The organism is Candidatus Thiodictyon syntrophicum, from assembly GCF_002813775.1.
Taxonomy (GTDB): Bacteria; Pseudomonadota; Gammaproteobacteria; order Chromatiales; family Chromatiaceae; genus Thiodictyon; species Thiodictyon syntrophicum.
Genome location: NZ_CP020370.1, coordinates 6690099 through 6716643 on the forward strand (window position 1 = coordinate 6690099; position 26545 = coordinate 6716643).

Annotated in this window: 23 protein-coding genes and 4 pseudogenes; 12 read left to right on the top strand and 15 right to left on the bottom strand. The window is 68.4% G+C overall.

Annotated elements, in window-relative coordinates; translation table 11 throughout:
* Positions 1-294: 294 nt before the first annotated feature.
* A complete protein-coding gene (odhB, locus tag THSYN_RS28660; protein WP_100922128.1) occupies positions 295-1539 on the bottom strand; it encodes a 2-oxoglutarate dehydrogenase complex dihydrolipoyllysine-residue succinyltransferase in 1245 nt (414 codons plus the stop codon).
* Positions 1540-4460: pseudogene (locus THSYN_RS28665) on the bottom strand (2-oxoglutarate dehydrogenase E1 component); the annotation flags it as partial. It abuts the gene before it with no gap.
* Positions 4461-4633: 173 nt separating this feature from the next.
* Between THSYN_RS28665 and THSYN_RS28670 the strand changes: the two are divergent.
* Both THSYN_RS28670 and THSYN_RS28675 read left to right on the top strand, forming a co-directional pair.
* The gene (locus THSYN_RS28670) at positions 4634-4855 is read left to right on the top strand and encodes a hypothetical protein (protein ID WP_100922130.1); all 222 of its coding nucleotides are present in this window, start codon (positions 4634-4636) and stop codon (positions 4853-4855) included.
* Entirely contained in the window at positions 4856-5638 is a 783-nt protein-coding gene (locus tag THSYN_RS28675; RefSeq protein WP_100922131.1) for an NRDE family protein, read from the top strand.
* A gap of 217 nt (positions 5639-5855) precedes the next feature.
* Here the strand turns inward: THSYN_RS28675 and THSYN_RS28680 are convergent, their stop codons facing one another.
* Together THSYN_RS28680 and THSYN_RS28685 are read right to left on the bottom strand one after the other, a co-directional pair.
* Positions 5856-6812, bottom strand: a complete 957-nt coding sequence (locus THSYN_RS28680) for a serine hydrolase (RefSeq protein ID WP_100922132.1) — start codon at positions 6810-6812, stop codon at positions 5856-5858.
* Between the two features lie 234 nt (positions 6813-7046).
* Positions 7047-8126 (bottom strand): response regulator, encoded by a 1080-nt coding sequence (locus THSYN_RS28685; protein ID WP_100922133.1) that lies wholly within the window; start codon positions 8124-8126, stop codon positions 7047-7049.
* A gap of 89 nt (positions 8127-8215) precedes the next feature.
* On the opposite strand from THSYN_RS28685, the gene pgl reads away from it, so the two are divergent.
* The 6 genes from pgl to THSYN_RS28715 all read left to right on the top strand — a co-directional run bounded on the left by pgl (position 8216) and on the right by THSYN_RS28715 (position 14932).
* A complete protein-coding gene (pgl, locus tag THSYN_RS28690; RefSeq protein WP_100922134.1) occupies positions 8216-8932 on the top strand; it encodes a 6-phosphogluconolactonase in 717 nt (238 codons plus the stop codon).
* A gap of 36 nt (positions 8933-8968) precedes the next feature.
* Positions 8969-9463: a hypothetical protein gene (locus THSYN_RS28695; protein ID WP_100922135.1), complete on the top strand. Its 495-nt coding sequence runs from the start codon at positions 8969-8971 to the stop codon at positions 9461-9463.
* A gap of 79 nt (positions 9464-9542) precedes the next feature.
* On the top strand, positions 9543-10280 hold the full coding sequence (gene creB / locus THSYN_RS28700) for a two-component system response regulator CreB (protein ID WP_100922136.1): 738 nt from the start codon (positions 9543-9545) through the stop codon (positions 10278-10280).
* Positions 10277-11710, top strand: coding sequence for a two-component system sensor histidine kinase CreC (creC, locus tag THSYN_RS28705; RefSeq protein WP_100922137.1), 1434 nt, complete (start codon positions 10277-10279; stop codon positions 11708-11710). Before creB ends, creC begins: the two co-directional genes overlap by 4 nt.
* A 455-nt stretch (positions 11711-12165) precedes the next feature.
* Entirely contained in the window at positions 12166-14235 is a 2070-nt protein-coding gene (locus tag THSYN_RS28710) for a VIT domain-containing protein (protein ID WP_100922138.1), read from the top strand.
* Positions 14222-14932 (top strand): hypothetical protein, encoded by a 711-nt coding sequence (locus tag THSYN_RS28715; RefSeq protein ID WP_157817994.1) that lies wholly within the window; start codon positions 14222-14224, stop codon positions 14930-14932. Before THSYN_RS28710 ends, THSYN_RS28715 begins: the two co-directional genes overlap by 14 nt.
* A gap of 292 nt (positions 14933-15224) precedes the next feature.
* Here the strand turns inward: THSYN_RS28715 and THSYN_RS28720 are convergent.
* Positions 15225-15383: pseudogene (locus THSYN_RS28720) on the bottom strand (tyrosine-type recombinase/integrase); the annotation flags it as partial.
* Between the two features lie 64 nt (positions 15384-15447).
* On the opposite strand from THSYN_RS28720, the gene THSYN_RS28725 reads away from it, so the two are divergent.
* On the top strand, positions 15448-15582 hold the full coding sequence (locus tag THSYN_RS28725; protein ID WP_236848738.1) for a hypothetical protein: 135 nt from the start codon (positions 15448-15450) through the stop codon (positions 15580-15582).
* Positions 15575-16390: pseudogene (locus THSYN_RS28730) on the top strand (IS91 family transposase); the annotation flags it as partial. The gene THSYN_RS28725 and the pseudogene THSYN_RS28730, both read left to right, overlap by 8 nt.
* Positions 16391-16884: 494 nt before the next feature.
* Here THSYN_RS28730 and THSYN_RS28735 read toward each other — a convergent pair.
* On the bottom strand, positions 16885-17157 hold the full coding sequence (locus tag THSYN_RS28735; protein ID WP_100922140.1) for a type II toxin-antitoxin system ParD family antitoxin: 273 nt from the start codon (positions 17155-17157) through the stop codon (positions 16885-16887).
* Positions 17158-17329: 172 nt separating this feature from the next.
* Positions 17330-20020, bottom strand: a pseudogene (mdeB, locus tag THSYN_RS28740) (alpha-ketoglutarate dehydrogenase).
* A gap of 198 nt (positions 20021-20218) precedes the next feature.
* Between mdeB and THSYN_RS28745 the strand changes: the two are divergent.
* Positions 20219-20425 carry a hypothetical protein gene (locus THSYN_RS28745; RefSeq protein ID WP_100922141.1) on the top strand — a complete coding sequence of 69 codons (207 nt, stop codon included), beginning with the start codon at positions 20219-20221 and terminating at the stop codon, positions 20423-20425.
* 75 nt (positions 20426-20500) lie between these two features.
* Positions 20501-20977 (top strand): molybdopterin synthase catalytic subunit MoaE, encoded by a 477-nt coding sequence (gene moaE, locus THSYN_RS28750; RefSeq protein WP_100922142.1) that lies wholly within the window; start codon positions 20501-20503, stop codon positions 20975-20977.
* Between the two features lie 31 nt (positions 20978-21008).
* Here the strand turns inward: moaE and THSYN_RS36390 are convergent, their stop codons facing one another.
* From THSYN_RS36390 to THSYN_RS28790, 8 genes are all read right to left on the bottom strand, one after another.
* Complete coding sequence (locus THSYN_RS36390) at positions 21009-21104, bottom strand: type II toxin-antitoxin system YafQ family toxin (RefSeq protein WP_236848740.1); 96 nt, start codon at positions 21102-21104, stop codon at positions 21009-21011.
* A gap of 195 nt (positions 21105-21299) precedes the next feature.
* Positions 21300-21422: a hypothetical protein gene (locus THSYN_RS36785; RefSeq protein ID WP_257791211.1), complete on the bottom strand. Its 123-nt coding sequence runs from the start codon at positions 21420-21422 to the stop codon at positions 21300-21302.
* Between the two features lie 257 nt (positions 21423-21679).
* Entirely contained in the window at positions 21680-21859 is a 180-nt protein-coding gene (locus THSYN_RS28765) for a hypothetical protein (RefSeq protein ID WP_100922143.1), read from the bottom strand.
* A gap of 139 nt (positions 21860-21998) precedes the next feature.
* Entirely contained in the window at positions 21999-23237 is a 1239-nt protein-coding gene (gene ispG, locus THSYN_RS28770) for a flavodoxin-dependent (E)-4-hydroxy-3-methylbut-2-enyl-diphosphate synthase (RefSeq protein WP_100922144.1), read from the bottom strand.
* A gap of 66 nt (positions 23238-23303) precedes the next feature.
* Complete coding sequence (locus THSYN_RS28775) at positions 23304-24158, bottom strand: DUF4743 domain-containing protein (protein ID WP_100922145.1); 855 nt, start codon at positions 24156-24158, stop codon at positions 23304-23306.
* Between the two features lie 413 nt (positions 24159-24571).
* Positions 24572-25369, bottom strand: coding sequence for a nucleoside triphosphate pyrophosphohydrolase (mazG, locus tag THSYN_RS28780; protein WP_100922146.1), 798 nt, complete (start codon positions 25367-25369; stop codon positions 24572-24574).
* Positions 25370-25398: 29 nt separating this feature from the next.
* A complete protein-coding gene (locus tag THSYN_RS28785; protein WP_100922147.1) occupies positions 25399-25950 on the bottom strand; it encodes a hypothetical protein in 552 nt (183 codons plus the stop codon).
* Between the two features lie 86 nt (positions 25951-26036).
* Positions 26037-26423 (bottom strand): CoA-binding protein, encoded by a 387-nt coding sequence (locus THSYN_RS28790; RefSeq protein WP_236848741.1) that lies wholly within the window; start codon positions 26421-26423, stop codon positions 26037-26039.
* Positions 26424-26545: the final 122 nt, after the last annotated feature.

Below are 26545 nucleotides of genomic sequence, written 5' to 3' on the forward strand. Positions count from 1 at the left end.
GCTGACCGAGTACTTGGCGGTTCGCAATGCCGAGAGTTATGCCTATTTTGCGGGAGAGGCGAACCTCAGGCGAGAACCCCGGTAGTTGCGGCAGTTCGTCCGGGGCCAAGCCGCCGGCTTGAGTGCATGCGGCCAACTTGGGGGACGGCAAGGTCTTCGATAGAGCGCCGACCCGTGCGGGGCTGGCGTATAACCCGATGCGTCCCCTCGGCCCTGGTCTCTGGCTGCGTCCGCCAAGGCTGAAGCCTTGGACTCCAGGAAAGAGGCCGCGCATCCCTGCGCGGCTGGTTCCGCCTAGACCCGCAGCAACAACCGCGCCGGCTCCTCCAGTGATTCCTTGATGGTCACCAGAAACTGCACCGCATCACGCCCGTCGATGATGCGATGATCGTAGGTGAGCGCCAGATACATCATGGGCGCGATGACGACCTGCCCCTTCTCGGCGATCGGCCGCTCCTGGGTCTTGTGCATCCCCAGGATGGCACTCTGGGGCGGGTTGAGGATAGGGGTGGACAGCAGTGAACCGAAGATGCCGCCGTTGGTGATGGAGAAGGTGCCGCCGGTCAGGTCCTCGAAGCTCAATGACCCGTCCTTGGCCTTGCGCCCGAAGTCGGTGATGCCCTGCTCGATGTCGGCCATGCTGAGCTGGTCGCAGTTGCGCAGGATCGGCACCACCAGGCCGCGCGGGGAGGACACGGCGATGCCGATGTCGTAGTAGCCGTGGTAGAGGATGTCGTTGCCGTCGACCGAGGCGTTGAGGACCGGGAAGCGCTGCAGGGCCTCGACGGCGGCCTTGACGAAGAAGGACATGAAGCCCAAGCGCACCCCGTGGGCCTTCTCGAACTGGTCCTTGTAGCGGTTGCGCAGTTCGATGACGGACGTCAGGTTCACCTCGTTGAAGGTGGTGAGCATGGCGGCGTTGGCTTGCGCCTGGAGCAGCCGCTCGGCCACCCGTGCGCGCAGCCGGGTCATGGGCACGCGCTGCTCGGGGCGGCCGGCCTCGCCGCTCAGGCCCGGGGCGCTGAGGGCGGGGGTCGGGACGGTGTCGGGGTCGCGCTCCGGCACGGCCTGGTCACGGTCGTCCAGGAAGGCGACGACGTCGGCCTTCTGGACCCGACCGTCCCGGCCGCTGCCGGCGATCTGGGCCGGGTCCAGGTTCATCTCCTTGACCAGGCGGCGGGCGGCGGGGGCCAGCACGTCGTCGGCCTTGGGGGCGGCGCCGACCTCGCCGCCGGTCGCCGTGGGTGTCGGCGCGGCGGGCGCGATGGCAGTCGCGGCGGCGACCGCGGCGACCGCGGCGGCATCGGTCTCGATGACCGCCAGCACGGTGGCGGCGGTGACCAGGGTGCCGACCGGAGCCGCGATGGGGCCGAGCACGCCGTCGGCCGGGGCCGGGACCTCCAGCACCACCTTGTCGGTCTCCAGGTCGACCAGGTTCTCGTTTTTCTTGACCGCCTGCCCCGGTTCCTTGTGCCAGGCCAGGACGGTGGCGTCGGCGACGGACTCGGGGAGGGCGGGGACTCTGACTTCACTACTCATTTGGTGGGGGATCCTGCGCTTCAAGCTCGGGTTGGAAGGCCGGCCAAGGCCTCGTCGATCAGGCGGTCGAACTGCTGTTCATGGGCGGCGTGGTGGCCCACGGCGGGCGCGGCGGAGGCGGGGCGACCCACATACCGGGGCCAGCGCCCCTCCGGCAGCAGTTCATGGAGACGGTGTTTGAGTTGGTCCCAGGCGCCCTGGTTCTTGGCCTCCTCCTGGCACCAGACGGTTTCGGCGGCGACCGGATAGGTGGCCAGGGCGGCGGTGAACTGCTCCTTGGGGAAGGGATAGAGTTGTTCGATGCGGATCAGGGCGCAGTGGGTTAAGGCCCGCGCGCGCCGCGCCTCCAGGAGGTCATAGTAGACCTTGCCGGCGCAGAAGATCACCCGCGTCACCCCGGCCGGGTCGATGGCCTCGGTTTCCGGGATCAGGGTCCGGAACTGGCCGGTGACGAGTTCGTCCAGGCCGGAAACTGCCAGGCGATGCCGCAGCAGGCTCTTGGGTGTCATGACGATCAGCGGCTTGCGGTAGTCACGGACCATCTGGCGGCGCAGCAGGTGGAACATCTGGGCCGGGGTGGTGGGGACGCAGACCTGGATGTTGTGTTCCGCGCAGAGTTGGAGATAGCGCTCCAGCCGGGCGGATGAGTGCTCCGCCCCCTGCCCCTCCAGGCCGTGGGGCAGCAGCATGGTCAGGCCGCAGGCGAGCCCCCACTTGGTCCCGGCGGAGGTGATGAACTGGTCGATGACTACTTGGGCGCCGTTGGCGAAGTCGCCGAACTGGGCCTCCCACAGGGTGAGTCCGTGGGGCTCGGCGGTGGCGAAGCCGTACTCGAAGCCCAGCACCGCCTCCTCGGAGAGGATGGAATCGATGGCGATGAAAGCGCCCTGGTGGGGTCCGATGTGCTGGAGCGGGGTGTAGGACTCGCCGCTCGCCTGGTCGTGGACCTTGGCGTGGCGATGCACGAAGGTCCCGCGCCCGCAGTCCTGACCGGACAGGCGCACCGGCGTCCCGGCGTCGAGCAGGGTGGCGTAGGCCAGGTTCTCGGCCATGCCCCAGTTGAGCCGTTGCTCCCCGGCGGCCATCTTGGCGCGCTCCTCCCACAGCTTCGCCACCCGCGGGTGCAACTCGAAGCCCGGCGGCACCCGCAGCATCACCTGCGCCAGGGCCTGGAGCTTGGGCAGCGGCACCCCGGTGTCGATGGCCTGGTCCCAGTCCTCGCTCTGGCAGTCCGACCAGTTGACCCGATAGGCATTGTCGAGGCCGCACAGCACCGGCCGGGCCACCACCACGCCCTGCTCGATGGAGCGACGATAGTCCTCCACCAGGGCCGCGGACTCCTCCCGGGACATCACGGAGGCGGCGGCGAGTCGCTCCGCATAGAGGGCCCGGGCGGTGGGGCGGGCGGCGATCTTGCGGTACATCATGGGCTGGGTCACGGCCGGTTCGTCGGCCTCGTTGTGACCCAGGCGGCGGTAGCAGAGCAGGTCGATGACGATGTCCTTGTGGAACTCGTTGCGGTAGTCGAGCGCCATGCGGGTGACGAAGATCACTGCCTCCGGGTCGTCCCCGTTGACATGGAAGACCGGGGCCTGCACCAGCTTGGCGATATCCGTGCAGTAGGGGCTGGAGCGGGCGTCCAGCGGGTGGCTGGTGGTGAAGCCGATCTGGTTGTTGATGATGATGTGCACGGTCCCGCCGGTGGAGTAACTGCGAGTCTGGGACAGTTGCAGGGTCTCCATCACCACGCCCTGGCCGGCGAAGGCGGCGTCGCCGTGGATCAGCACCGGCAACACCTGGTCGCCGGTCTGGTCATGGCGGCGGCGTTGGCGGGCGCGCACCGAGCCCTCGATCACCGGGTTGATGATCTCCAGGTGCGAGGGGTTGAAGCCGAGCGCCAGGTGCACGGCCCCGCCGGGGGTGTCCACGTCGGTGGAGAAGCCCAGGTGATATTTCACGTCGCCCGCCATCTTGTGCGCGTCCATCGGCATCCGCCCCTCGAACTCGTCGAACATGGCCTGGGGCGGCTTGCCGAAGATGTTGGTCAGCACATTGAGCCGGCCGCGGTGGGCCATGCCGATCACGACCTCCTTTTGGCCCTTGCGCCCGGCGCGCTGGATCAACTCGTCCAGGAGCGGGATCAGGGCCTCCCCGCCTTCGAGCGAGAAGCGCTTCTGGCCGACATAGCGCTGGTGCAGGTATTTCTCGATCCCCTCGGCGGCGGTCAGCAGGAAGAGGATCCAGCGCCGGTCGGCGGTCTCCAGTTCCGGGGTCGCCCGGTAGGTCTCCAGGCGCTTCTGAATCCAGCGCTTTTCCGTGGTGCTGGTGATATACATGTACTCGGAGCCGACCGGCCCGCAGTAGATGCGCTGCACCAGGGCGATGATCTCGCGCAGCTTCATGCGGTCCGGGGCGCAGAGGGAGCCGGTGTAGAAGACCAGATCCAGGTCCTCGCCGCCCAGGTGGTGATACTCTGGGTCCAGGTCCTGGATGCGGGGCTTCGCGCGCAGATTGATGGGGTCGGTGTCGGCTACCTGGTGACCGCGGCTGCGGTAGGCGTTGATCAGGCGCAGGACCGCCGCCTGCTTCTCGGCGGCCGCCGGCTCCAGGTGCGTGGTGGTCGGCCGGTGCGCCCGCACGCGGCTCTCCTGGGCCAGGCGTACGAAGTTCTCGCGCACCGGGCCGTGGGCGATCTCGGCCGGGATCGGGGTCGGGGCCGGGCGGGCGCCTGGCCGGGCGGCACCCGCGAAGGACTGCGCCTCGTTGGCCGCCGCCTGGCGCATCGCGTCGAAGCGGACCCGCCAGGCGCGGTCCACCGCCTCGGGGTCGCGCAGATAGCGCTCGTAGAGGTCTTCGATGAAGGCCGCGTTGCCCCCATACAGGGCACCGGAGGAACGGAACAATTCAAGGATTGCGCTCATACTGGGTGGCGATCGGCCCGGTTGCTGGTCTTGAGGATCGGATATCCGTGGTTTATAGCACAGGCCATCTTGGCGTCGCTTGAGTTGTTTGGCGCGCCCCGAAACACGACAATGGCCCGGCATCTTGCCCGGCACCGGGCCCCGCAGCGGCAGCACTCGCAACACGAAAGAACATGGTTAATCCGGAGTCCGTGGTCAACCAGGAGCGTCAGCGCCATCGGGTTCGTCTGGCGCGGCTGGAGGCGGATATTGCCTATTTTCAGGCCCGCCTGGAGATGATCGGGGAGCCGACGAGCACCAATCAGATCGCCCAGCGCAAGGTCTTCAAACTCCTGCACAAATTTACCGGTGGCAAGGTCCTGCAGGCCAAGCGCGAATACTCGGAGTTGGCCTGAGTGTGCACCCTTATCATCCTGCGGCGCCCGGGTCACCCCTGGCCGGTCCTGATCGCCGCCAATCGCGACGAACTGGGCCGGCGCGCCGCGGTGCCGCCCGCCCGGCACTGGCCCGACCGCCCGGGGGTGGTTGCCGGCCTGGATGTCGCGGCCGGCGGAAGTTGGCTCGGCCTCAACGACGACGGCCTGGTCGCCGCCGTCATGAACCGCACCGGCACCCTGGGGCCCGCGGCTGGCAAGCGCAGCCGCGGTGAGTTGGTGCTGGAGGCCCTGGACCACGCGGAGGCCGACGCGGCCGCCGGGGCCCTGGCCGATCTGAATCCGGCCGCCTACCGGCCATTCAACCTGGTGCTGGCCGACCCCGGCCGCGCCTATTGGGTGCGCCACGACGGCGCGGGGCCCATCCGTGTCCACCCCATCCCGCCCGGCCTGCATCTCTTGAGCGCCACCGAACTGGATGACCCCGAGCACCCGCGCATTGCCCTGCATCGCCCGCGCTTTCTCGCCGCCGCGCTCCCGCGGCCGGAGTCCGGCGACTGGGCCGCCTGGCGCGCGCTGCTCGCCGACCCCGACTATCCCGAGTCCCTGGGACCGGAGGCGGCCATGGTGCAGGAGCGTCCGGACGGGTTCGGCACCCGCTCCAGCGCCCTGATCGCGCTGCCGGCCTATCCGCGCCGCAACGCCCCGCCGCGCTGGCTCCACGCCGAGGGCCGACCGGATCGCACGCCGTTCTTGCCTGTCACGCTGGAGGATGCGCAGTGGCGAGGCTTGGCCGCGGAGTGAGGACCCAGCGGCCAAGCACCCAGCGCCGAAGCCCGTGCGTGCCGGTTTCAAATAGACAGGATTAAAAGGATTTACAGGATGTATCGTCGATGCACATCGCGCCCTAGGTAATCCTGTTAATCCTGCAAAATCCTGTTAATCCTGTCTAATTTTTTGGCTCTCGCTCGACCGTCAGACCGGTATGGGGAATTGCGCCCAGTGGGACCGGCCCCGGGCGTCACTCCAACCGGTAGCGGTCCTTCATGTCCAGATAGACCAGATTGGAGACGGCGCGGATGGCGTTGCTGCGCCGGGTGATCCAGGTCGCGTAGTTCTTGGCGCTGTCGGGCCGCTCGATGATGCCGACGAAGACATAGGGGACACGCTGGCCGCGCAGGTTGCGCGCCTCGATGATGCCCATGTCGCCGCACAACTGGGAGGTGGAGCCGGTCTTGTCATAGACCCGCACCGAGTCCGGCATGGCATCGACCCCGTGGCAGATACGGTCGCGGTTGGGCAGGCCCATCAGGTACTTCAGTTCCTCGCTGTAGGGGAGGCGACCCTGCCAGAGCGAGATCAGGAAGCGGGTATAGTCGTTGGCGGAGGCGAGGTTGCGGAAGGTTCGGCCGTTGGCGGGGATCTTCTCGACCACGCGGGTCTGCTGAAAAACCGTGGGGGCGTTGCTCTTGAGGACGACCTCGACGTCGCGCGGCCCGCGCCCGGACGAGTGGGTGCTCACCAGGTCGATAAGACGGTTGGTGGCGCCGTTGTTGCTGTGCTGGATCGAGCGCGCCATGGTCGCGCGCACGTCCTCGGTATAGCGCACCCGCCTCGGTGCGTTCTTGGCCTCGAAGAAATAGGCCTGGGCAACGAAGGGCTTGATCATGCTCGCCGCCTGCCGCGGCGCGTCCTCGTTGATCGCGACCAGCTTTTTGCCCGTGGTGAAATCGTAGACCGACCAGGCGGTGCGCTCGTTCGCCCCGATCAGACCGCCGGCCTTCATCCGGCCCAGCAGTTCGGCGACCTGGCGCTGAAGGCCGGAACTGGCGGCGTAGTCGGCCCGGGCGAAGCTTGGTGCCCCACACAGCGCTCCGGCCGCGGTGGCGACCAGGGCCGCGAGAAATCCTCGTCGATTGAGAAAAAACTGCTGATTGAACAGGTTCGGATGATCGCTGTCAGGCGTTTGCTCGTACATCCTCGATGCTCCCCCAAAGTGGTCGAAAACGCCGCCGCAGTGCCGACGGGCCGGGTCAGCGATCGGCACGGGAATCCGCGGCCGCTGCAAGGCGCCCGTCGCGCGGCGGCAATCGCTTCAAAGCATAGGCGGATGTCCTGCTGATAGCAAGGACACCGGATGCAAGAAATGCATTACAAGTCAGAGGTATCTAGCGGCTACTTCAAGCAGCGCCGCAGGCCGCGGAGGACCGCTTTACTGCCGCAGCAAATAGCCGGCGGCCGCGGCCAGGACACCGATCAGGGCCGCCCCCAGGATCGCGAGGTAGACGAAGGTCAGGCTGGCGCGGACCTGCCGCAGCGTCTGCTCGGCAATCCGCCGGGCGCGCACGACGGCGCCCTCCGCGACCTCGCTCGCCTCGCGCCTGGCCACCTCTCTGGCCTTGGCGGCGATGGCGGCGTCGAGCCCGGCCAGGCGCTCTTCGGCCCGGTCCCCGGTGGCCGTACCCTGGGCCGTGGCTTCACGCAGGTATTGATCGACCAGACCCAGGACCTGGGCGCGCTCCACCTCGACCTCGACCCTGACCAGATCGGGCAGGGCCTCCTGCACCAGATGGTCGGCGACGGCGCGGAGCTCGGGGCTGAGACGCCCGGTGTGCGTCTGCACGTCGGCCTCGCGCTCAGCGGCCAAGCGTGCCTCCAGCCCTTCCAGCAGTTCGGCAAGCCGCGACTCGATGAGTTGCCGGGAGGCGGCCAGCAGGCGTTCGGAGAGGCCAATCTCCAGGTCCCGCAGCAGCGGCTCGATCAGCCCGACCACCCGCGACTCGATGCGTTCGTCGATGAGTCCGCCCGCCGCCTTCTCGATCAGTCGCGCCAGTTCCGGGTCCTGGTCCGAGGCGGGTGTGGGAACGCGCGCGAGGACGGGCGGACGCGTCGGCACGGGGTCCTGGCCGGGCGGGGATGGGTACCGGTCGCTCCCGGTGCGCAGCCGCTCGAGCAGGTCCGGGAGTTTCTCCTGGGCCGCCGACTTCGGTAGAATCGCCACCGCACCCCGTCGGCGGGCCGCCGCGGCAAAGTCGGCGTCCTCATGGGAGGTGCACATGACCACCGGGATCGCCGCGGTACGGGGGTCCGCGCGGATGACCTCGAGCGCCTCGAAGCCGTTGAGCCCGGGCATCATGTGATCCATCAGGATGGCGTCCGGCAGCTCGCCCCTCAGCAGTTCGAAGGCGGCCTCCGCGGAGGCCGCGGTTTCGACCTCCACGCCACAGCGTTGAAGCTGGAGGCGCAAGGCGTAGCGGGCGGACTTCGAATCATCGACCAACAGAATTTTCATTGGATCCCTGGCTGGCAAGTGAGGCTCGGCGGCGGCGAGACCGGCCCGCAAAATGCCCGGGAGTGTAAAGAAGGCCGGAGCAAAGCGCCATGTCAGAGGGTCCCGTCGACTTCGAGATGCTCGCCGACGCGCCACAGGTCGCCGCCCGGGCGGCGGATGTTATCCTGTCGGCCGCGGAGCTTGCCATCCGCGGGCACGGGCGTTTCCACCTGGTGCTGGCGGGCGGGCGCACGCCGCTCGCCGCCTACGCACGACTCGTCGGCGCGGCGGCCGACTGGTCCCGCTGGCATATCTTCTTCGGCGACGAGCGCTGCCTGCCGGCCGCTGATCCGGGTCGCAACAGTCTGGCCGCCGCGCAGTGCTTTCTGGACCGGGTGCCGATCCCGGCAGAGAATGTGCATCTGATCCCGGCCGAGCGCGGCTCCACGGCCGCGGCCGCGGCCTATCAGGCGATCCTGGAGCCGCGGCTCCCGTTTGATCTGGTCCTGCTCGGCATGGGGGAGGACGGACATACCGCCAGCCTCTTCCCCGGCCATGCGGTCCCCTCAGGCCCCTTGGTCATCCCGGTCGCAGACGCGCCCAAGCCCCCGCCGCGGCGGGTCTCGTTGACGCCGCGGGCATTGGCCGCCACCCGCGCACTGCTGATCCTGGTGACGGGGGCGGACAAGGCCCCGGCCCTGGCCGCCTGGCGCGCCGGCGCCGAGCTTCCGGTGGCGCGGGTCGCGGCCCTGGGCAGGGCCCGGGTCCTGGTCGATCGTGACGCGCTCGGCACCGCCACCCCCGCTGTGCCCATACCAAACCCCTGACTGCTGTTGGTCTACCAAGATGAAAAGAGTGCAGTGATGAATCTCAACGCCGCAATCCCCCTCGCCCTGCACGAACTGGCCAGCACCGTTTGGGTCGGCGGCATGTTCTTCGCCATCTTCGCCGTCCGGCCCACCCTGAAAGGCGTGGCGGACCCGGCACAGCGCGTCAGGTTGGCCATCGGGATCTTCCGGCGCTTCTTCCCCTGGGTCTGGGTCGCGATCGCGACCCTCTGGGTCAGCGGCTTGTGGATCGCCGTCGCCGCCTACGGCAAGCAGGTCGGCCTGCATGTGCACATCATGATGGGCATCGCGCTCGTCATGACCCTGATCTTCGCCTGGATCTTCGCCTTCCCCCATCGCCAGATGATTCGCATCGCCGACGGTTACGAGAACTGGGGCTGGGCCGCGGCCAAGCTCAGTGTCGTGCGTAAATTGATGGCCGTGAACCTGGCACTCGGCATGCTCAACGTGGTCGTGGGCGCCGTCGGACCGGCGCTGGAACCGGCGGTCCGAGCCCTGTTCAAGGGCTGAAAGACTACGCCGATCATTCCATCGTGTTGACCGGCGCCGCCGACCGGGCTTGGACGGACAGCGACACCGGAGCCGCGACATGACCGCCACCATCCTGCTGGTCGAAGACGACCTGTCCATCGCCGAGAACGTGATCCTGGCCCTGGCCCGCGACGGCCTTGACTGCCGACACGTCGCCCTCGCCGGGGAGGGCCTGGCACAGTTGCGGGCCGGCGGCCTGGACCTGGTCATCCTGGACGTGGGGCTGCCGGACGGCAACGGGTTCGACCTGTGCCGGACGCTGCGCGGGTTCTCGGACCTCCCCGTCATCTTCCTCACCGCCCGCACCGACGAGATCGACCGCGTGGTCGGCCTGGAGATCGGCGCCGACGACTATGTGCCGAAGCCCTTCAGCCCCCGCGAGCTCGCCGCCCGGGTGAAGAGCATCCTGCGCCGCAGCCGCCGGTCTGCCGACCCGCCGCCACCCGCACCCTGCGCGCCGCCGCCGCGTCTGATCGCGGTCGACGAGGAACGGGCGCTCATCTGCTGTCGCGGCGTGCCGCTGGAGCTGAGCCGCGCCGAGTATCTGATGCTCAAGACCCTGGCGGCCCGACCGGAGCGGGTCTTCAGCCGCGGCGAACTGATGGACGCGGCGGGGCTCGCCGAGGCCAGCCTGGCGCGGTCGGTCGACACCCACATCAAGGCCCTGCGCGCCAAGCTGGCCCTGCTTGCGCCGGACCTGGAGCCCATTCGCACCCATCGTGGTCTGGGCTACAGCCTGATTCGGGAGGCCCCGATGCGAGAAGGGATCGGCGACGGGACCGGAGATGCAGGTTGAACTTCTTCGTCCGGTTCTTCGCCGGCTATGTCATCGTGACGGCCGTGGCCGTATTGCTGGCGATGAAGCTGTTCACCGATGAACTGGTGCCCGGCGTGCGCCAGTCAGTGGAGGAGACCCTGGTGCAGACCGCAAACCTCCTGGCCGAGTTGGCCGGCCGGGACATGGCGGGCGACCGCCTCGACACGGCGGGCATCGACGCCATCGCCGGCGCCTACCGGCAGCGCCGCTTTCAGGCCCGTATCTACGGGGTCCTGAAGGAGGACCCGAACCTGCGGATCTATGTCACCGATGCCACTGGACTGGTGGTCTTCGACAGTTCCGGCGCAGACCTGGGGCGGGACTACTCGCGTTGGCAGGACGTGGCCCGCACCCTGAGGGGCGAGTACGGCGCCCGCACCACCCGGCAGGACCCGGCCGACGAGGTCAGCTCCGTCATGTATGTGGCCGCACCGATCGCGCGCGACGGGCGGCTGGTGGGCGTCCTGTCGGTGGGCAAGCCGGCCCGTTCCTTCCAGAGCTTCATCGACCTGGCCGGGTCGCAGGCCTGGGAGTCCGCGCTCTGGCTGTTCCTGCTGGCGCTGCTGCTGGCGCTCGGCTTTTCCTACTGGATGACCCGCGACCTGCGGCGTCTGGTGGGCTATGCGAACGAGGTGGCCGAGGGCCGGCGCGACCGCATCCCCATCGTGGGGCGCAGCGAGCTGCGCCGCCTGGCCCAGGCCCTGGAGCGCCTGCGCTGCGAACTGGACGGCAAGGCCCATGTCGAGAAGGTCTCCCAACTGCTCGCCCACGAACTCAAGAGCCCCATCGCCGGCATCCGGGGTGCGGTCGAATTGCTGGCGGACGAGACCGACCCGGCCCGCCGCAGCCGACTGGAAACCAACATCGCGGCCGAGACCGAGCGCCTGCGCCGCATCGTCGAGGGCGTACTCGACCTGGCGCGGGCCGAGAGTCGGGGCCGCCTGGAGGAGGTGGAGGAGGTCGCCCTGGGGGATCTGGTCCAGGAGGTGCTGGCGGCCCGCGCCCACTGGCTGGCCGCCAAGTCGCTGGCCATCGACGCCGGGCTGGCCCAGGTGCGGGTCCGGGGCAGCCGCTTCCTGTTGCGTCAGGCACTCGGCAACCTGCTGGACAACGCCATCGACTTCAGCCCCGCCGGGGGACGCATCGCCATCGTGCTCGACGGCGATGGCGAGCGGGCCTGCGTGCGCGTCCGCGACCAGGGACCGGGCATCCCCGACTATGCCATGCCGCGACTCTTCGAGCGTTTCTATTCGACGCCCCGTCCCGACACCGGCAAGCGGGGCAGCGGCCTGGGCCTCAATCTGGTGCAGGAGGTGGCCCGTCTGCATCGGGGGGCAGTGGGCCTGCGCAACCACCCTGAGGGCGGCGCCGAGGCCAGCTTGCGCTTGCCCGTAGGGCGTGAGGAGTGAGGAGTGAGGCGGGAGGAGTGAGGCGGGAGGCGAGGCGGTTACTGTGAAAGTCAGGCGTCTCCGGGGCTCGCTGGGCCCGCTCGTTCCCACGCTCCGCGTGGGAATGCATCCTGGGACGCTCTGCGTCCCGAGTGCCCCGAGCCCCTGTCACGACCGCTAGCCGGCGCGAGCCGGAAGTGCCAAGAAATCGACCGGTTACGCTGCGTTCGCCTGGACTCTCGCCGACTGAAGTCGGCGGTGCAAGACCCAGCCGGCCGCCGGGCGGTCGAATTCGGAATTGCTGGTTGAAACGCCGACCTTCGCCAAGCAGGCCGACGCGATCTGGAGCCGATCCCAGCGCCCGCCCCCCCACGCAATCCACATCCAATCCACACCCGAGCCTCACCGAGGCCCCACGAGCCCCCCACGCCCCCTGCCTAAGCTGGTCATACCCAATCCATCGAGAGGAGATGACCATGCACCGCGTTCTGCTTCCCATCATCGTCTGTCTGGGCCTGCTGTCCGGCCCCGTCCCGGCCGCGGACTGCGACGGCTGCGACCGCAGCCTGGCGCCCCGGCTCTGGATCCCGGACGGCGACCCGGCCCTGGACCAGTTGCCGCTGAAGTCCAGCCACGCCGAGATCCGCATCGACGGCCCCATCGCCCAGGTCCGCGTGACCCAGCGCTATGGCAACGCCGGTACCCGGCCCATCAACGCCCGCTACGTCTTCCCCGGCTCCACCCGCGCCGCGGTGCATGGCCTCACCATGCGCATCGGCGAACGGGTGATCTGGGCCGAGATCAAGGAGAAAGGCGAGGCGGCCCGGACCTTCCAGGAGGCCGCCGCCCAGGGCAAGCGGACCGCGCTGCTGGACCAGCAGAGGCCCAACGTGTTCGCCATGGACGTGGCCAACATCATGCCGGGCGATGCGCTGGAACTGACCCTGGACTACAGCGAACTGCTGACCCCGGAGCAGGGCGTCTATGAGCTGGTCTATCCGACCGTGGTCGGGCCGCGCTACGGCGGCGACCCGCTCCGCGACCCGGGCGCGGAAACCAGCCAGGGCCAGTCGGACGCCAAGTGGATCGGCAACCCCTATGCGCAGACCGACCAGGAGGGCCGCAATCCCGCCGCCATCGCCACCGGGATCACGGTGACCCTGGCGAGCCCGGTGCCGATCCGCGACCTGCGCGTGGTGCAGCACAAGGTGACGACGCGCTGGGACAGCGACCGCGCGGCGCACGTCGCCCTGGACCCGGCCGAGACCGAGGCCGGGAATCGGGACTTCGTGCTGCGCTTCCGCCTGGCGGGCGACCAGGTGCTCTCCGGCCTCATGACCTACACCCGCGAGGCTGAGCACTACTTCCTGCTGATGGCCCAGCCGCCCCAGCGCGTCGCGCCGGCGCAGATCATGCGACGCGAGTTTCTCTTCGTGGTGGATGTCTCGGGCTCCATGAACGGCTTCCCACTGCAGACAGCGGGCGCCCTGATGGCCCGTCTGCTCGCCGGGCTGCGCCCGCAGGAGACCTTCAACATCCTGTTCTTCTCGGGGGGCTCAGACGTACTCTCGCCCACGCCGCTGGCCGCCACCCCGGAGAACATCCGCCACGCCGTCGCGGTGCTGAACAGCCGGCAGGGCGGCGGCGGCACTGAACTCGGTGCGGCCCTGGAGCGTGCCTTCGCGATGCCGCGCACCCCGGACCTGGCGCGCAGTGTCGTGGTGGTGACCGACGGCTTCATCAGCGCCGAGCGCGGCGTCTACGACCTGATCCGCCTCAACCTGAACGACAGCAACCTGTTCGCCTTCGGCATCGGCAGCTCGGTGAACCGCTTCCTGATCGAGTCCATGGCCCAGGCCGGGGCCGGCGAGCCCTTCGTGGTCACCGACTCCGCCGCGGCCCTGGAGGTCGGCGAGCGCTTCCGTCGCTACGTCGATGCGCCGCTCCTGAGCGGCATCCGAGTCCAGGGACAGGGGGTGGAACTCTATGATCTGGAACCCCGGGAGATCCCGGTGATGCTCGCGGAGCGCCCCATCGTGGTGCTCGGCAAATACCGCGCCGCCGGTCCGGATGCCCGCCTGGAAGTGACCGGGCGCACCGCGGAGGGCGAATACAGCACCGCCTTACCGCTCGCCGAGGCCACCAGCGGGGAGGATGCGGGCCTGCTGCCGGTGCTCTGGGCCAGACAGCGGCTGGTGCGCCTGTCGGACCAGGCGGGCGAGGGCGTGGAGGCGAACCGGGACGCGATCCTGAGCCTGGGCCTGCGCTACGGCCTCCTGACCCGCTACACCTCCTTCGTCGGCGTCGATGAGGTGATCGCCAACCCGCAGGGCGGCGCCCGCACCGTCCAACAACCCCTGCCGCTGCCCCAGGGGGTCTCGGCACTGGCCCTGGCGCCGAACCCCATGCCGGAGCCGGAGGCGGTCTGGCTGGCGCTGCTGCTGTTCCTCGTCCCCTTCCTGAACCGGGTCCTGAATCGGGGCCTGAACCGGAAGGGGCCGGCGGCGGCCGGGTCCGCCCGGGGGCTGCGCCATGGCCGGTGCTGAGTGCAGGACCGGGTTGCAGGCCTGGCACTGGGGCCTGGTCCTGTTGGCGGTCGTGGCCCTCAAGCAGGGCTACGGCCTCGCCGGGGCCGGGCAGCTGCAATGGCTGCTCGCGCCCCTGGCCGAGGTGCTGAACCGGGTCGGCGGTCTCGCCTTCGAGCCCCAGCCCGGCGGGGTCTGGCTCGACGTCGGGCACCGGGTGGTGCTGGTGAAGGCCTGTGCCGGCGGCAACTTCCTGCTGACCGTCTGGCTCGCCTGGCTCTGGCGCTGGCGGCAGCGGTCCGCGCCGCTCGCGACGGTTCTCATCGCCGCCGGGACGGCCTGGGTCACCACCCTCACCGCCAACGCCCTGCGCATCCTCCTCGCCGTCCACGGTCAGGACGCGCTCGCCCACCTGGGGGGCCTCACGCCCGCCGACAGCCACCGCCTGATCGGCATCGGCGTCTACTTCCTCGCCCTGTGGGCCCTGCTCGCCCGCCCCGGTCGGGTCCAGTCGGCCCTGATCCTCGCCGCCGGCCTGTACCTGGGAGTCAACCTGTTGCTCCCGGCGCTGCGCGCCTGGTGGCTGGGCCTGCCCGCCATCGACCCCGGACATCTGCTGTGGACGGCCGGGGTTCCGCTCGCTGCGATCGGTGCGGCGGGCATCCTGCCAGCCACGACGCGGCTTCTGCGGTGGAAGGCCGGCAACCATTCAGCCTGAATCCGGCAATTGCCCATGCCAAGACGCCAAGACGCCCGGAAGAGGCCTTGATCATCGTCCCGGCCACCGAGGCTTGTGGGTCGGCCTTCAGGCCGACCGACTGGGAGCGCCGCACCCCAGTGCGGCCCGGCCTATCGGCAACAGGTGATGCCACAGTCGTTTGCGAGATCGCGCCGCACTGGGGTGCGGCGCTCCCAGTCGCCGGGATGATGATCGAGGCCCCGGAAGAGACAAAGCGAAGTCGCGGTTTGTCGGTAGGATGGGTAGAGCGCAGCGAAACCCATCATCTGCGCTAGCCCAGCGCATCCAACGGACTCTGCACCCCCTGACCCCCGCGATCGAGCACCTGCGTATAGATCATGGTCGTGGACACCTCGGCATGCCCCAGCAGTTCCTGCACCGTGCGGACCTCGTAGCCACCCATCAGCAGATGCGTCGCAAAGCTGTGCCGCTTATGCCGAGATCGGCATAAGCGTCACGCCTACGCCACCCATCAATTGGCGGGCGGTTTGTCGGTGGAGCGCCTGCAACGGTTGATGGGCCACCGCAGCATCCAGACCACCCTGCGCTATGTGCATTGGCTGTCCAGTGCCAGTGAGGGCGAGGGCGCGCTGGACCTGATTGCGCAGTTGGGGGTTGACCATGGCTAATGCCTCCCTGCAAGCGGTCATGGCGGCCTGCCTGTCCGGTTATGCCGAACATCACCCGTTGAGCCCGCACCAATGGCAGGTCTGTCACCACATCCTGGACTGTCGTACCGCCGCCTTGGGCGGCTTTGCCCTGGAGTGCGACCAGTGTGGGGATTGCCCCTTTCTCTATCACGCCTGCCGTGATCGCCATTGCCCGCGCTGCCAACGTCGGGCCTCTGAAGACTGGGTCGAACGCCAGCGTGCGGCGGTGCTGCCGGTGACCTACCACCATCTGGTCTTCACCCTGCCCGACACCCTCAACGGTTGGGTGGAGGTCCACCCCGAGGTGATCTATGGCCTGCTGCTCGAGACCGTCTGGGCGACCTTGTCCGCCTTCGGTGAGGACCCCAAGCGCCTGGACGGGCAGTTGGGGATGACGGCGATGCTGCACACCTGGGGGCAGACCCTGGTGCGCCATGTCCACCTGCACTGTCTGGTGCCGGGCGGGGCCTTTGGGGCCGACGGGACCTGGCATCCGGCCACGAGCACCTATCTGTTCCCGGTGCGGGCGCTGTCGCGGCACTTTCGCGGCGGTTTGGTCAGCCGGCTGCGCCGGGCCTTCAAGGAGGGGCGCCTGGCGCGGATCACGGCGGCGGAGGTCGAGCGGGTCTTGAGCGCCCTGATGCAGCCCGAGTGGGTGGTCTATTCCAAGCCCTGCCTGGCGCGCACCGATACCGTGATCGAGTATTTGGGCCGCTACAGCCATCGCATCGCCCTGTCGGACCGGCGGCTGCTCAACTTCGATGAGGACGACGACACGGTGGACCTGTCTGGCGGATGGGGTCATGGCGGATGGGGTCAGGTCTTGACTTATGCCCTGGTAACAAAAAGCCTCCGGCGTAGGGACTCCGGTTACCCGGAGCCCCCGCCACAGACCCGGACGTGCAGTTTTCCCGCATCCGGTTCCTCGGTCGTACTCGCTTTCGCGCGAGCGCGAGGTTTTACGCAAACACCAGTTCGTATTGCAAGCAGCGCGACTCGGTGATGCGGGGTTTGGCGATACCAAGCTTTTCGATGGCGCGACCGAAGGCCGCCCAGGTGAAACTCTTACGCTTACCCCCGCGCCGGTTCAGCCACTTGAACGCGCAGACGACGGCCGTTCGGTAGAAGCGCCACAGGTCCGCCGAGTTGCCCCGTAGACCATAGTAATTGTAATGCCCTACCAGCCGCCGATCCGGCGCGGGTTGTCGCGGACGATGTAGTCCGCGATTCCTTCAAGGTCGCTGTCGGCCAGTCGCGAAACTTTGCAGCGCATGGGTCAACTCACGCCTGTTGGTCAAGCATTGCTTGATACTTGGCTTCAAGGCGTGCGAAAACCTCTTCGGCGGGAATTGCCGGGGCGCTTTCTATTCCCTCGCGAATCTTCTCCCGGTATTCCTCAAGCTCAATCTCGCGCAACCGCTCCGGCGTTTCCAGAAGGCGCAGGGCTTCCCTGACAATTTGGTCGGCGCTGGTGTAATGTCCGGCGTCTATCTGCCGACGGATAAACTGCTCGAAATGATCGCCGACGGCGTAACTTTTTAACTTGGTTTCCAAGTCGTTGGGCTAGCTGCTTGGCGATAGTCATAACGCCCCCTTGGTCGCGTGGCGTCAACATTCGCAGGCCGAACTTATCACCTAAGTCTGCCGCATCTGTAGATTCTTGCGCGTTCTGACCCGGGTCAAGTCGCGGCATTGAACTCGTTCGTCGCTGCGGCCGCGGAACCCGTCAGCAATCCCAAGGATTCGGGCAGCCCGCGTCAATGCCGTAGCGCGCAATGGCATCCTCGACTCGGGACGGCTCGTGCGCCCCCTCGTCGGCGAGCACCTTGAGCGCGGCCACCGCGATGTGGTGCCGGTCCACCTCGAAGAACTGCCGCAGCGCCGCGCGGGTATCGCTTCGCCCATACCCGTCGGTGCCCAAGGCGACGTAGCGGCGCGGCACCCAGGCGCGAATGAGATCCGGCACCGAGCGCAGGTAGTCGCTCACGGCGACCACCGGCCCCGCGGTCGGCATAAGACATTGCTCGACCCAGCTCAGAACGGGCGCCGCGCCCGGATGCAGCCGGTTGCGCCGCTCGGCGTCGAGTCCGTCGCGGCGCAGTTCCGTGAAGCTGGTGACGCTCCACAGGTCCGCGGCCACGCCCCAGTCTTGCTCCAACAACTCGGCGGCGGCCAGCGCCTCGCGCAGCAGGGTGCCGGCGCCCAGCAGTTGCACGCGCGGCCCGCCTTGGCCGTCCGCGGCCGCCCGCAGCCGGTACATACCGCGCAGGATGCCCTCCTGCGCACCCTCCGGCATAGCGGGGTGGACGTAGTTCTCATTCGTCACCGTGACGTAGTAGAAGACGTCCTCCTGGTCCTGGTACATCCGCCTCATGCCGTCCTGCACGATGGCCGCCAACTCGTAGCCGAAGCAGGGATCGTAGGCCACGCAGTTGGGCACCACGGAGAACAGCAGGTGGCTGGAGCCGTCCTGGTGTTGCAGGCCCTCCCCCGAGAGTGTCGTGCGGCCGGCGGTGGCGCCGATCAGGAAGCCGCGGGCCCGCGAGTCACCGGCCGCCCAGACGAGATCCCCGATGCGCCGGTAGCCGAAGGCGGAATAGAAGATGTAGAAGGGCAGCAGCGGCATGCCGTGGGTACTGTAGCTGGTCGCGGCGGCGATCCAGGAGGCGACGGCGCCGGCCTCGGTGATGCCTTCCTCCAGGATCTGGCCGGCGCGGGCCTCCTTGTAGTAGAGCAGCTCGTCTCGGTCCTCGGGCTCGTAGAGTTGCCCGAGCGAGGAATAGATGGCGACCTGCCGGAACAGCGCCTGCATCCCGAAGGTACGCGCCTCGTCGGCGACGATGGGCACCAGCGTCGGCCCCAGCGCCGGGTCGCGCAGCAGGTGCGCGAGGATTTGCACGAACACCATGGTCGTGGACTCCTCGCGCTCATGCCCGCCCTCCAGGAACCGGGCAAGCTCGCTCACAGGCGGCGCGGTGCGCGCCGGACCCTTGGCCGTGCGCGCCGGCAGATAGCCGCCGAGCGCCTGACGGCAGGCGTGCAGGTATTTCATCTCGGGGCTGTCGGCGGGCGGCCGACAGAAGCTTAAGGCCGTGACCTCGGCATCCGACAACGGCAGGTCGAAGCGGTCGCGGAAGGCGAGCAGGGCCTCGGCCTCCAGCTTCTTCTGCCCGTGGGAGCCCATCTTGCCCTGACCCCAGTGGCCCATCCCGTAGCCCTTTTTGGTCTGGGCCAGGATCACGGTCGGCTGGCCCCGGTGGGCGACCGCCGCGTGGTAGGCGGCGTAGATCTTCACCGGGTCGTGGCCGCCGCGCTTGAGCCGGTCGATGTCGCTGTCGGAGAGGTGGGCGACGATCCCCTGCAGTTCCGGGTACTTGTTGAAGAACTGCTCGCGGTTGAAGCGCCCGTCGGTGGCGGCGTACTGCTGCAGCTCGCCGTCGACCGTCTCGTGCAGGCGCTTTAAGATGGCGGCTTCGTGGTCGCGGGCGAAGAGCGGGTCCCAGTCCGAGCCCCACAGCACCTTGATGACGTTCCAGCCCGCCCCGGCGAAGAGTCCTTCGAGCTCCTGCACGATGGAGCCATTGCCGCGCACCGGACCGTCGAGGCGCTGCAGGTTGCAGTTCACGACCACGATCAGGTTGTCCAGCCGCTCGCGCCCGGCGAGCGATAGCCCCGCCAGGGACTCCGGCTCGTCCATCTCCCCGTCGCCGACGAAGGCCCAGACCTTGCGACCCGCGGTGTCGGCTATCCCGCGGTGTTCGAGATAGCGCATGAAGCGCGCCTGATAGATGGCCTGGAGCGGGCCCAGCCCCATCGAGCCGGTGGGAAACTGCCAGAACCGCGGCATCAGATAGGGGTGGCAGTAGGAGCACAGGCCAGCGCCGCCGACCTCGCGCCGGTAGTGATCGAGTTGGGCCTCGCTCAACCGCCCTTCGAGGAAGGCGCGCGCGTAGACGCCGGGCGCGGAGTGGGGCTGGAAGTACACCAGGTCGCCGGCCTCACCGGCGCGGAAGAAATGATTGAAGCCGACCTCGAAGAGGTCCGCGGCGGAGGCGTAGCTCGCGATGTGACCGCCCAGTTCCATGGAGAAGTTGTTCGCGCGCACCACCATCGCCAAGGCATTCCAGCGCACCAGCGCGACGAGGCGCTGCTCGGTCGCGAGCGTCCCCGGAAACTGCGGCTGCTCGGCAAGCTCAATGGTGTTGCAGTAGGGGGTGCTCCAGACCGGCGGCAGCGCCACGCGCTACACGCGCGCCCGGTCGAAGAGCCGACGCAGCAGGAAGGTGGCGCGCTCACGGCCTTCGCGCTCGATGACCGCATCGAGCGCTTGCAGCCACTCATCGGTCTCGGTCGGGTCCGGGTCCGGCGGGAGCACGGCCCAGTGACCGGAGAGGCTGAAGTCGGAGTTGTCGTTCATAGCAGACTCGGCGGCTCGATGGGCGAAGACTCAAGTATCCTTGATGCGCGCAAACTGTCAAAGACCGAACGGGCCGAGGTCGGCCGCCGCCGCACGGTAGAGCTGGCGGGACCTTGCCCCCGGAGTCCAAGGCTTCAGCCTTGGATCTGGGCTAAACTCGCGCGCATTGCCGCTGACTTTTCCCGGAGGGACAGACCCATGGGCTCCGTCGTCGAACTCTATGAAGCGCTCGCCAGCGCGCCGGACGAGCGGGCGCGGGCGCGGCTCATCGCCGCGGCCTTCGAGCACTTCCGTGTCGAAATCACGGCCGCGATCGAGCGTGACCGCAATATCCTCCTGATGTGGATCATCACGCTCATGCTCGCCCAGGTTGGCGTGTTTGCGGCGCTGGTGAAGCTGCTGTGAGGACAGTGGATTGAAAGCTCGCGCGAGGTCGATCGGCGCTGCGGCTACTGCGCGCGGCCAAACAGGAATCGCACCATGCATCACATAAGGGTCCAATCGGACCCCATCGACCTGGCCGCCGAGCAGGAGCCACTGTGGCAGGGCCGCCCCGAGGTGGGGGCCGTCGTCACCTTCGTGGGGCTGATGCGCGACCTCAACGCCGGGGTCGCCGTCACCGCCATGACCCTGGAGCACTACCCCGGAATGACCGAGAAGGCCCTGGAGGCGATTGCCGCGGAGGCCGCCGCCCGCTGGGATCTGCTCGGCATCCGCATCGTCCATCGGGTCGGTCCGCTGAGCCCCCAGGAGGCCATCGTCTTCGTCGGGGTGGCGAGCGCGCACCGCCGGGAGGCGTTCCGTGCCTGCGAGTTCCTGATCGATTATCTCAAGACCCGGGCGCCCTTCTGGAAACAGGAGATGACGGCGCAGGGTCCGCGCTGGGTGGAGGCGCGGGAGACGGATGCGGAGGCGGCGGACCGCTGGGGGGCGGGCGCGGAAGGCACCTCCCGATAGAGCATTAGGCAAACGATGGGCATCGCTCTCACTAATCGAACAGATCGGCGTGCGTACCAGCGCGCACGAACACAGCCAAGCCATGTTTTCCGCTGTCATCAAGCTTATAAGCCAGCAGGAAGTCCACGCCGATGTGACACTCGCGGTACCCCTGCCAGTCGCCGCTGAGCGGGTGATCGAGCCCCCTCAGGCCCGAGTTGGCGGTCGTTGGCGATCAGGAGCAACATCGCCTCTTGGAGCCGTGCGGCCAGCCCGGGACAAGGGCTCCCAGTCCTTGAGAAAAGACTTCGCATAGTCCGCCGCTCGCGGCAGCGGAGCACGTTTACTTGCCGCCAGCCTTTTCGAGGTCATCGAACAGTTCAGCGGCCGTGGCAAAGCGAGCGCGGCGGTTGCGCGCGATTTCATCGGCTTCTTCCATCGCGGCGCGCGTTTCGCGGTTCGGCACCCTGGGCGCAAGTGATGGGTTTCGCTGCGCTCTACCCATCCTACTGGGTTTCACGCCTGGGGCCTCGATCATAACTCCGGCCACGCTGCTGGACGGGAGGTCGCTGGTCCGCACAGCGGACCCTACGGGCGCGGGGCCGTAGGGTCCGCTGTGCGGACCAAAGGCCTCCCCGTTGGATGATGGGCGGGGATTTTGATCAAGGCCCATGCCTGGGCCGGGGCACGGATGGCCGGGATCATGACCAAGGCCGCGCCGGCTCATTCCTCGGTCTCGACCACCACCCCGGCGCCGGTGCGGCCGCGGATCAGGACCAGTTTGCCCAGGGTCGGGTGTCGGGCGGTGATGACGGTGAAGTCGCCGGCGTCCTTTTCGGCCAGGACCTCGCTTTCGTCTTTCAGGTCACGCAGAACCGGCGGGTTGGCGTCGAACATGCGCATGGGTGGGCTCCGGGGGGTGGTGTTTATCGTCGAACCGGGGGCGGCGCGCTTCAGAGCGGCGGGCGTTCGTCAGTACGCACGGACCTGGTCGTCAGCGAGGCCGCGCCGCACTGGGGTGCGGCGGTCCCAGGGGGCCGGGTCAGCCGTAGTGCCGCTCGATGTAGTCGTCCACCATGCGCTTGAACTGCCCAACCAGGTCGTCGCCCTTGAGCGTCGCGACCTTTTCGCCGTCCACATAGACGGGCGCGGCGGGGTGTTCGCCGCTCCCGGGCAGGCTGATGCCGATGTTGGCGTGCTTGCTCTCCCCGGGGCCGTTGACCACGCATCCCATGACGGCCACCTGCATGGTCTCGACCCCCGGGTAGCGGGTGCGCCAGGCGGGCATCTGCTCGCGCAGGTAGGTCTGGATGTCCTGGGCCAGGTGCTGAAAGGTGTCGCTGGTGGTGCGCCCGCACCCGGGGCAGGCGGTTACCATGGGGGCGAAGGAGCGCATGCCCATGGTCTGGAGGACCTCCTGGGCGACCTGGACCTCGCGGGTGCGCGCCTCCCCCGGGGCGGGGGTGAGCGAGACGCGGATGGTGTCGCCGATGCCCTCCTGCAACAGGATGGCGAGCGCGGCGGTGGAGGCGACGATGCCCTTGGAGCCCATCCCGGCCTCGGTGAGCCCCAGGTGCAGGGCCTGGTCGGTGCGGGCGGCGAGCATCCGGTAGACGGTGATCAGGTCCTGCACCCCGCTCATCTTGCAGGACAGGACGATGTGGTCCTTGGGCAGGCCCAGTTCGACCGCGCGGGCGGCGCTGGCGACGGCGGACTCCACCATGGCCTCGTGCATCACCGCCGCGACCGGCCGCGGGGCCGGGGACCGGGCATTGGCGTCCATCATACGCACGATCAGGTCCTGGTCCAGGCTGCCCCAGTTGACGCCGATGCGCACCGGGCGATCATAGCGGCAGGCGATCTCGATCATGGTCGCGAACTGGCTGTCGCGCTTCTCGCCGCTGCCCACGTTGCCCGGATTGATGCGGTACTTGGCCAGGGCCTGCGCGCACTCCGGATAGTCGGTCAGCAGGCGGTGGCCGTTGAAGTGGAAGTCACCGATCAGGGGGACGGTGCAGCCGGCGGCGTCGAGCTGGGCGCGGATGGGGGCGACGGCGCGGGCGGCGGACTCGGTGTTGACCGTGATGCGCACCAGCTCGGAACCGGCCTGCGCCAGGTCCGCGACCTGGCGCACGGTGGCGGTCACGTCGGCGGTGTCGGTGTTGGTCATGGACTGGACCACGACCGGGGACTGGCCCCCGACGGTGACCGGGCCGATGCGCACCGGGAGTGTGGGGCGGCGCGGGAGCCGGGCGTTGGGGGGGGTGGAGACTCGATTCATGCTGACCTCGCCGCGGGGCGGCCTGGGGGGACTCGAAAACCGTGTCACGATGAACCTTGCGCCGCCTCAGGGCAAGCAGGAGCGCAAGCCTTGGACGATCGGCAGATAGTCCGGGTCCTCCTGATCGATACCGCCGTGGCGGACCAGGAAGTCGATTACTACCAGATTACAGTTGAGTTTGAACTCATCGGTGTCGCGTACCAATTGGGCCACCGCCGCCAGCGGCAGGCGGGTGAAGGACTCCACCTCCCCGTCGGTGCAGCGCGGCACGAAGTCGGGCGCAAGCTCCAGGTCGTAGCAGTACATCACGTCCGGCTTCAGCCCGTCGCGCGCCCCTCGGCAGTAGGTCACGGCACCGACCGGCTCGGCCCGATCCGCCAGCGCAGGCTCGATGTCCGCCTCCTCCCGGCACTCCTTGCGCAGGTTGTCGCGCAGGGTGACGGCATGGGGCAGGCCGCCGGCCACCAGGTTGTCCAGGTGCAGCGGATAGACCAGCCGATTCGCGGCGCGCCGGGCGACCCAGAGCTCGATCCCGCCCCCGGTGCGCACGAAACCGTTGAGGTGCTGTCCGAAGGCGCGCACGCCGAACCAGGGGGCGGCGGCGCGGTCGATCAGACAGCGCGCCTGATCGCGCCGCCCCGGGGTTACCGCATAGGCTTCGCCGTGCTGGGGGTAGATCAGCCCCGTCTCGACCAGGGTCTGGACCACCTCCGCCAGGACCCGGGTGCGCGCCTGGAACCCGTCCGGGGCACCGGCCCAGTCGACCCGGTAGGCCTCCACGCGGAACTGCTCCGGCCAGCGCCGCAGTTCTTGCGCAAAGCCCGGCCGCACCGAGCCGATGCGCTCGCCCGCCAGGGTCCAGGGGATGAATTCCCCCGGGTCCCAGGCGTTACAGGCGCGAACTTTGTCGAGATAGCTCATCGTCGTAGGGTCCGCTGCGCGGACCGATGCCCCCCGTAGGGTCCGCTGCGCGGACCGATAAATTACGACTCAGGAACGAGTCAAACACAAACACGATCGTTGTCGTTGTTGTAATCGTAATCGTAATCGGAGAAGCGATGCCATTTGGGGTGCGAGAGAATCCAGAGCGCTACGACAAACTCGATTACGACAACGACCGTGCCGCCAAGGCCATTGCAAGGGCCCCGATCGTCGTTCCGGCCGGAGCGGCCGTAGGGTGCGCCGCGCGCACCAGTGCCACCGCGCTGCCATTGGGTCCCTGCGCAAGGTGCGCGCGGCGCACCCTACGATCGCCGGCCGCGGCCGGAACCACGATCAAGGCCGCCACAAGCACCCCGGCCAACCCCACACTCGCTACCGCCGCCGACAACGGGTCATGGCTTCGACTTGGCCGCCTCCCACAATAGCTCCATCTCCTCGCGCACCGCAGGTCCCGGTTGCAGACCGGCCCGGTCCAGGCCAGCCTCGACATAGGCGAAGCGGTGCTCGAAACGATGGTTTGCGGTCCGCAGCGCCGCTTCCGCGTCGACCCCCAGATGACGGGCCAGATTGACGCAGGAAAACAGCAGATCGCCGATCTCATGCACCCGCGCGTGCAAGTCCACCGGCGCGGCTAGGGTCTCGCGACACTCGTCGAGTTCCTCGCGGACCTTGTCGAAGACCCCCGCGATGGCGTCCCAGTCGAAACCGACCGCGGCCGCCCGCCGCTGCAGCTTCTGCGCCCGCACCAGGGCCGGGAGGGCCGCGGCCACGCCGTCCAGGGTCGCGGCCCCGGCGCCCCCCGGCGCCCGCGCCCGCTCGGCCGCCTTCTCCCGCTCCCAGTGGACGCGCACCGCCGCCGCATCCGGCAGGTCCGCCTCGCCGAAGACATGGGGGTGGCGCCGGACCAGCTTGTCGCAGATGGCACGAACCACGTCGGGGAAGGCGAAAGAGCCCTGCTCTTCGGCCATGCGGGCGTGGAAGACCACCTGCAACAGCAGGTCCCCCAGTTCATCGCGCAGGTCCTCCAGGGACCCGGACTCGATCGCCTCGGCGACCTCGTAGGCCTCTTCCAGGGTGTAGGGCAGGATGGTTCTGAAGGTCTGGGCCAGGTCCCAGGGACAGCCGCCCGCCGGGTCGCGCAGGCGCGCCATGATGCTCAGCAGCTCGTCGATAGTGGTCTGGTCGGGCATGGTCCGGGCGGCGGGTGCGGTGGGGTCGCCTACTTGTCCTTCTTGGTCACTTTGATCAGGCTGCTCGACGCGATGTCGCTGTACTTGGCGCAGTCACCGGGGGCGGAATTGAACCGGTTGAGGGTATCCAGGCTGCAGCGTCCGGGGTCGGTCACCTCCAGCCCCAGGATCTGATCGCAGCGCACGCCCTGGAAGATCATCTCGCGGTATTGATCTTCGCTCGGACGCAGCTCGGAGAAACTCTTGGTCTGGCTGTCGAAGGGCACGCCGCCGCCGATGAGCGCGGTGAACCGGAAGGACAGGTCGGTGATCTTGAAGGGCAGGTTGTTGGTCAGGGTGATGCCGAACTTACAGGCGTTCTCATAGGCCTTGCGGGTGTGGACACTCACCACGGCGGCAGCCCGCCCGGTGCTGGTGACCGGCGGGGTCCGGTCCTCCTTGGGTGGAGGCGCGGGCCGGGCCTTGGACCAGAGGCCGATATCGGTCGCCATGTCGGCACAACCGGCGACGAGCAGGAGCGTCGCCAAGGTCAGACCGCCAAGTACGGCGGCATTCAAGGGGCGGGATCGGGGAAAGGACATGGCGTCACCTCATGGAGATCATTCAATCCAAGGGCCGGATCACGGTCGGCCCCCGGCAGGCGGTCGGAACCCCGCCCGACCCGTCGTCAGAATTGCCCGGTGCGCAGCAACACCAGGGTACAGGCGTGTTCGTAAGGGATCCGGGCGTCATGCAGGGCCAGTTCCAGTTCGCGCGACTCGGCGCCCGGATTCAGGATCACCCGACCGGGGCGCAGGGCCAGGATGGCCCCCACCAGGTTGCGCACGCGCTCCGGACCGATGTACAGCGTCAGGGTATCGACCCGCTCATGGATGTCAGGCAAGGCATGGACAACCGGGAGCTGCTCAATATGCGCCGCCTTGCGGTGCACCGGAATCACCCGGTAACCCAAATCTTTCAGCAGCCTGACCGCCTGGTACGAGTAACGCGCCGGCTTCGGACTGGCCCCGAGCACGACCACGGTGTGCGTCTGGGGCTGGCGAAGCGCGGGCAAAGATGCCGATCCCATCATGTTCCCTCGATCGCCCGGGTTTAAGTCCGGGCCTTAGAGTCCGCATGTTAGCGGAAGCCCTAACCCAAGGTCCACGCCGGACACCCGATCAGACCGCAGGAATG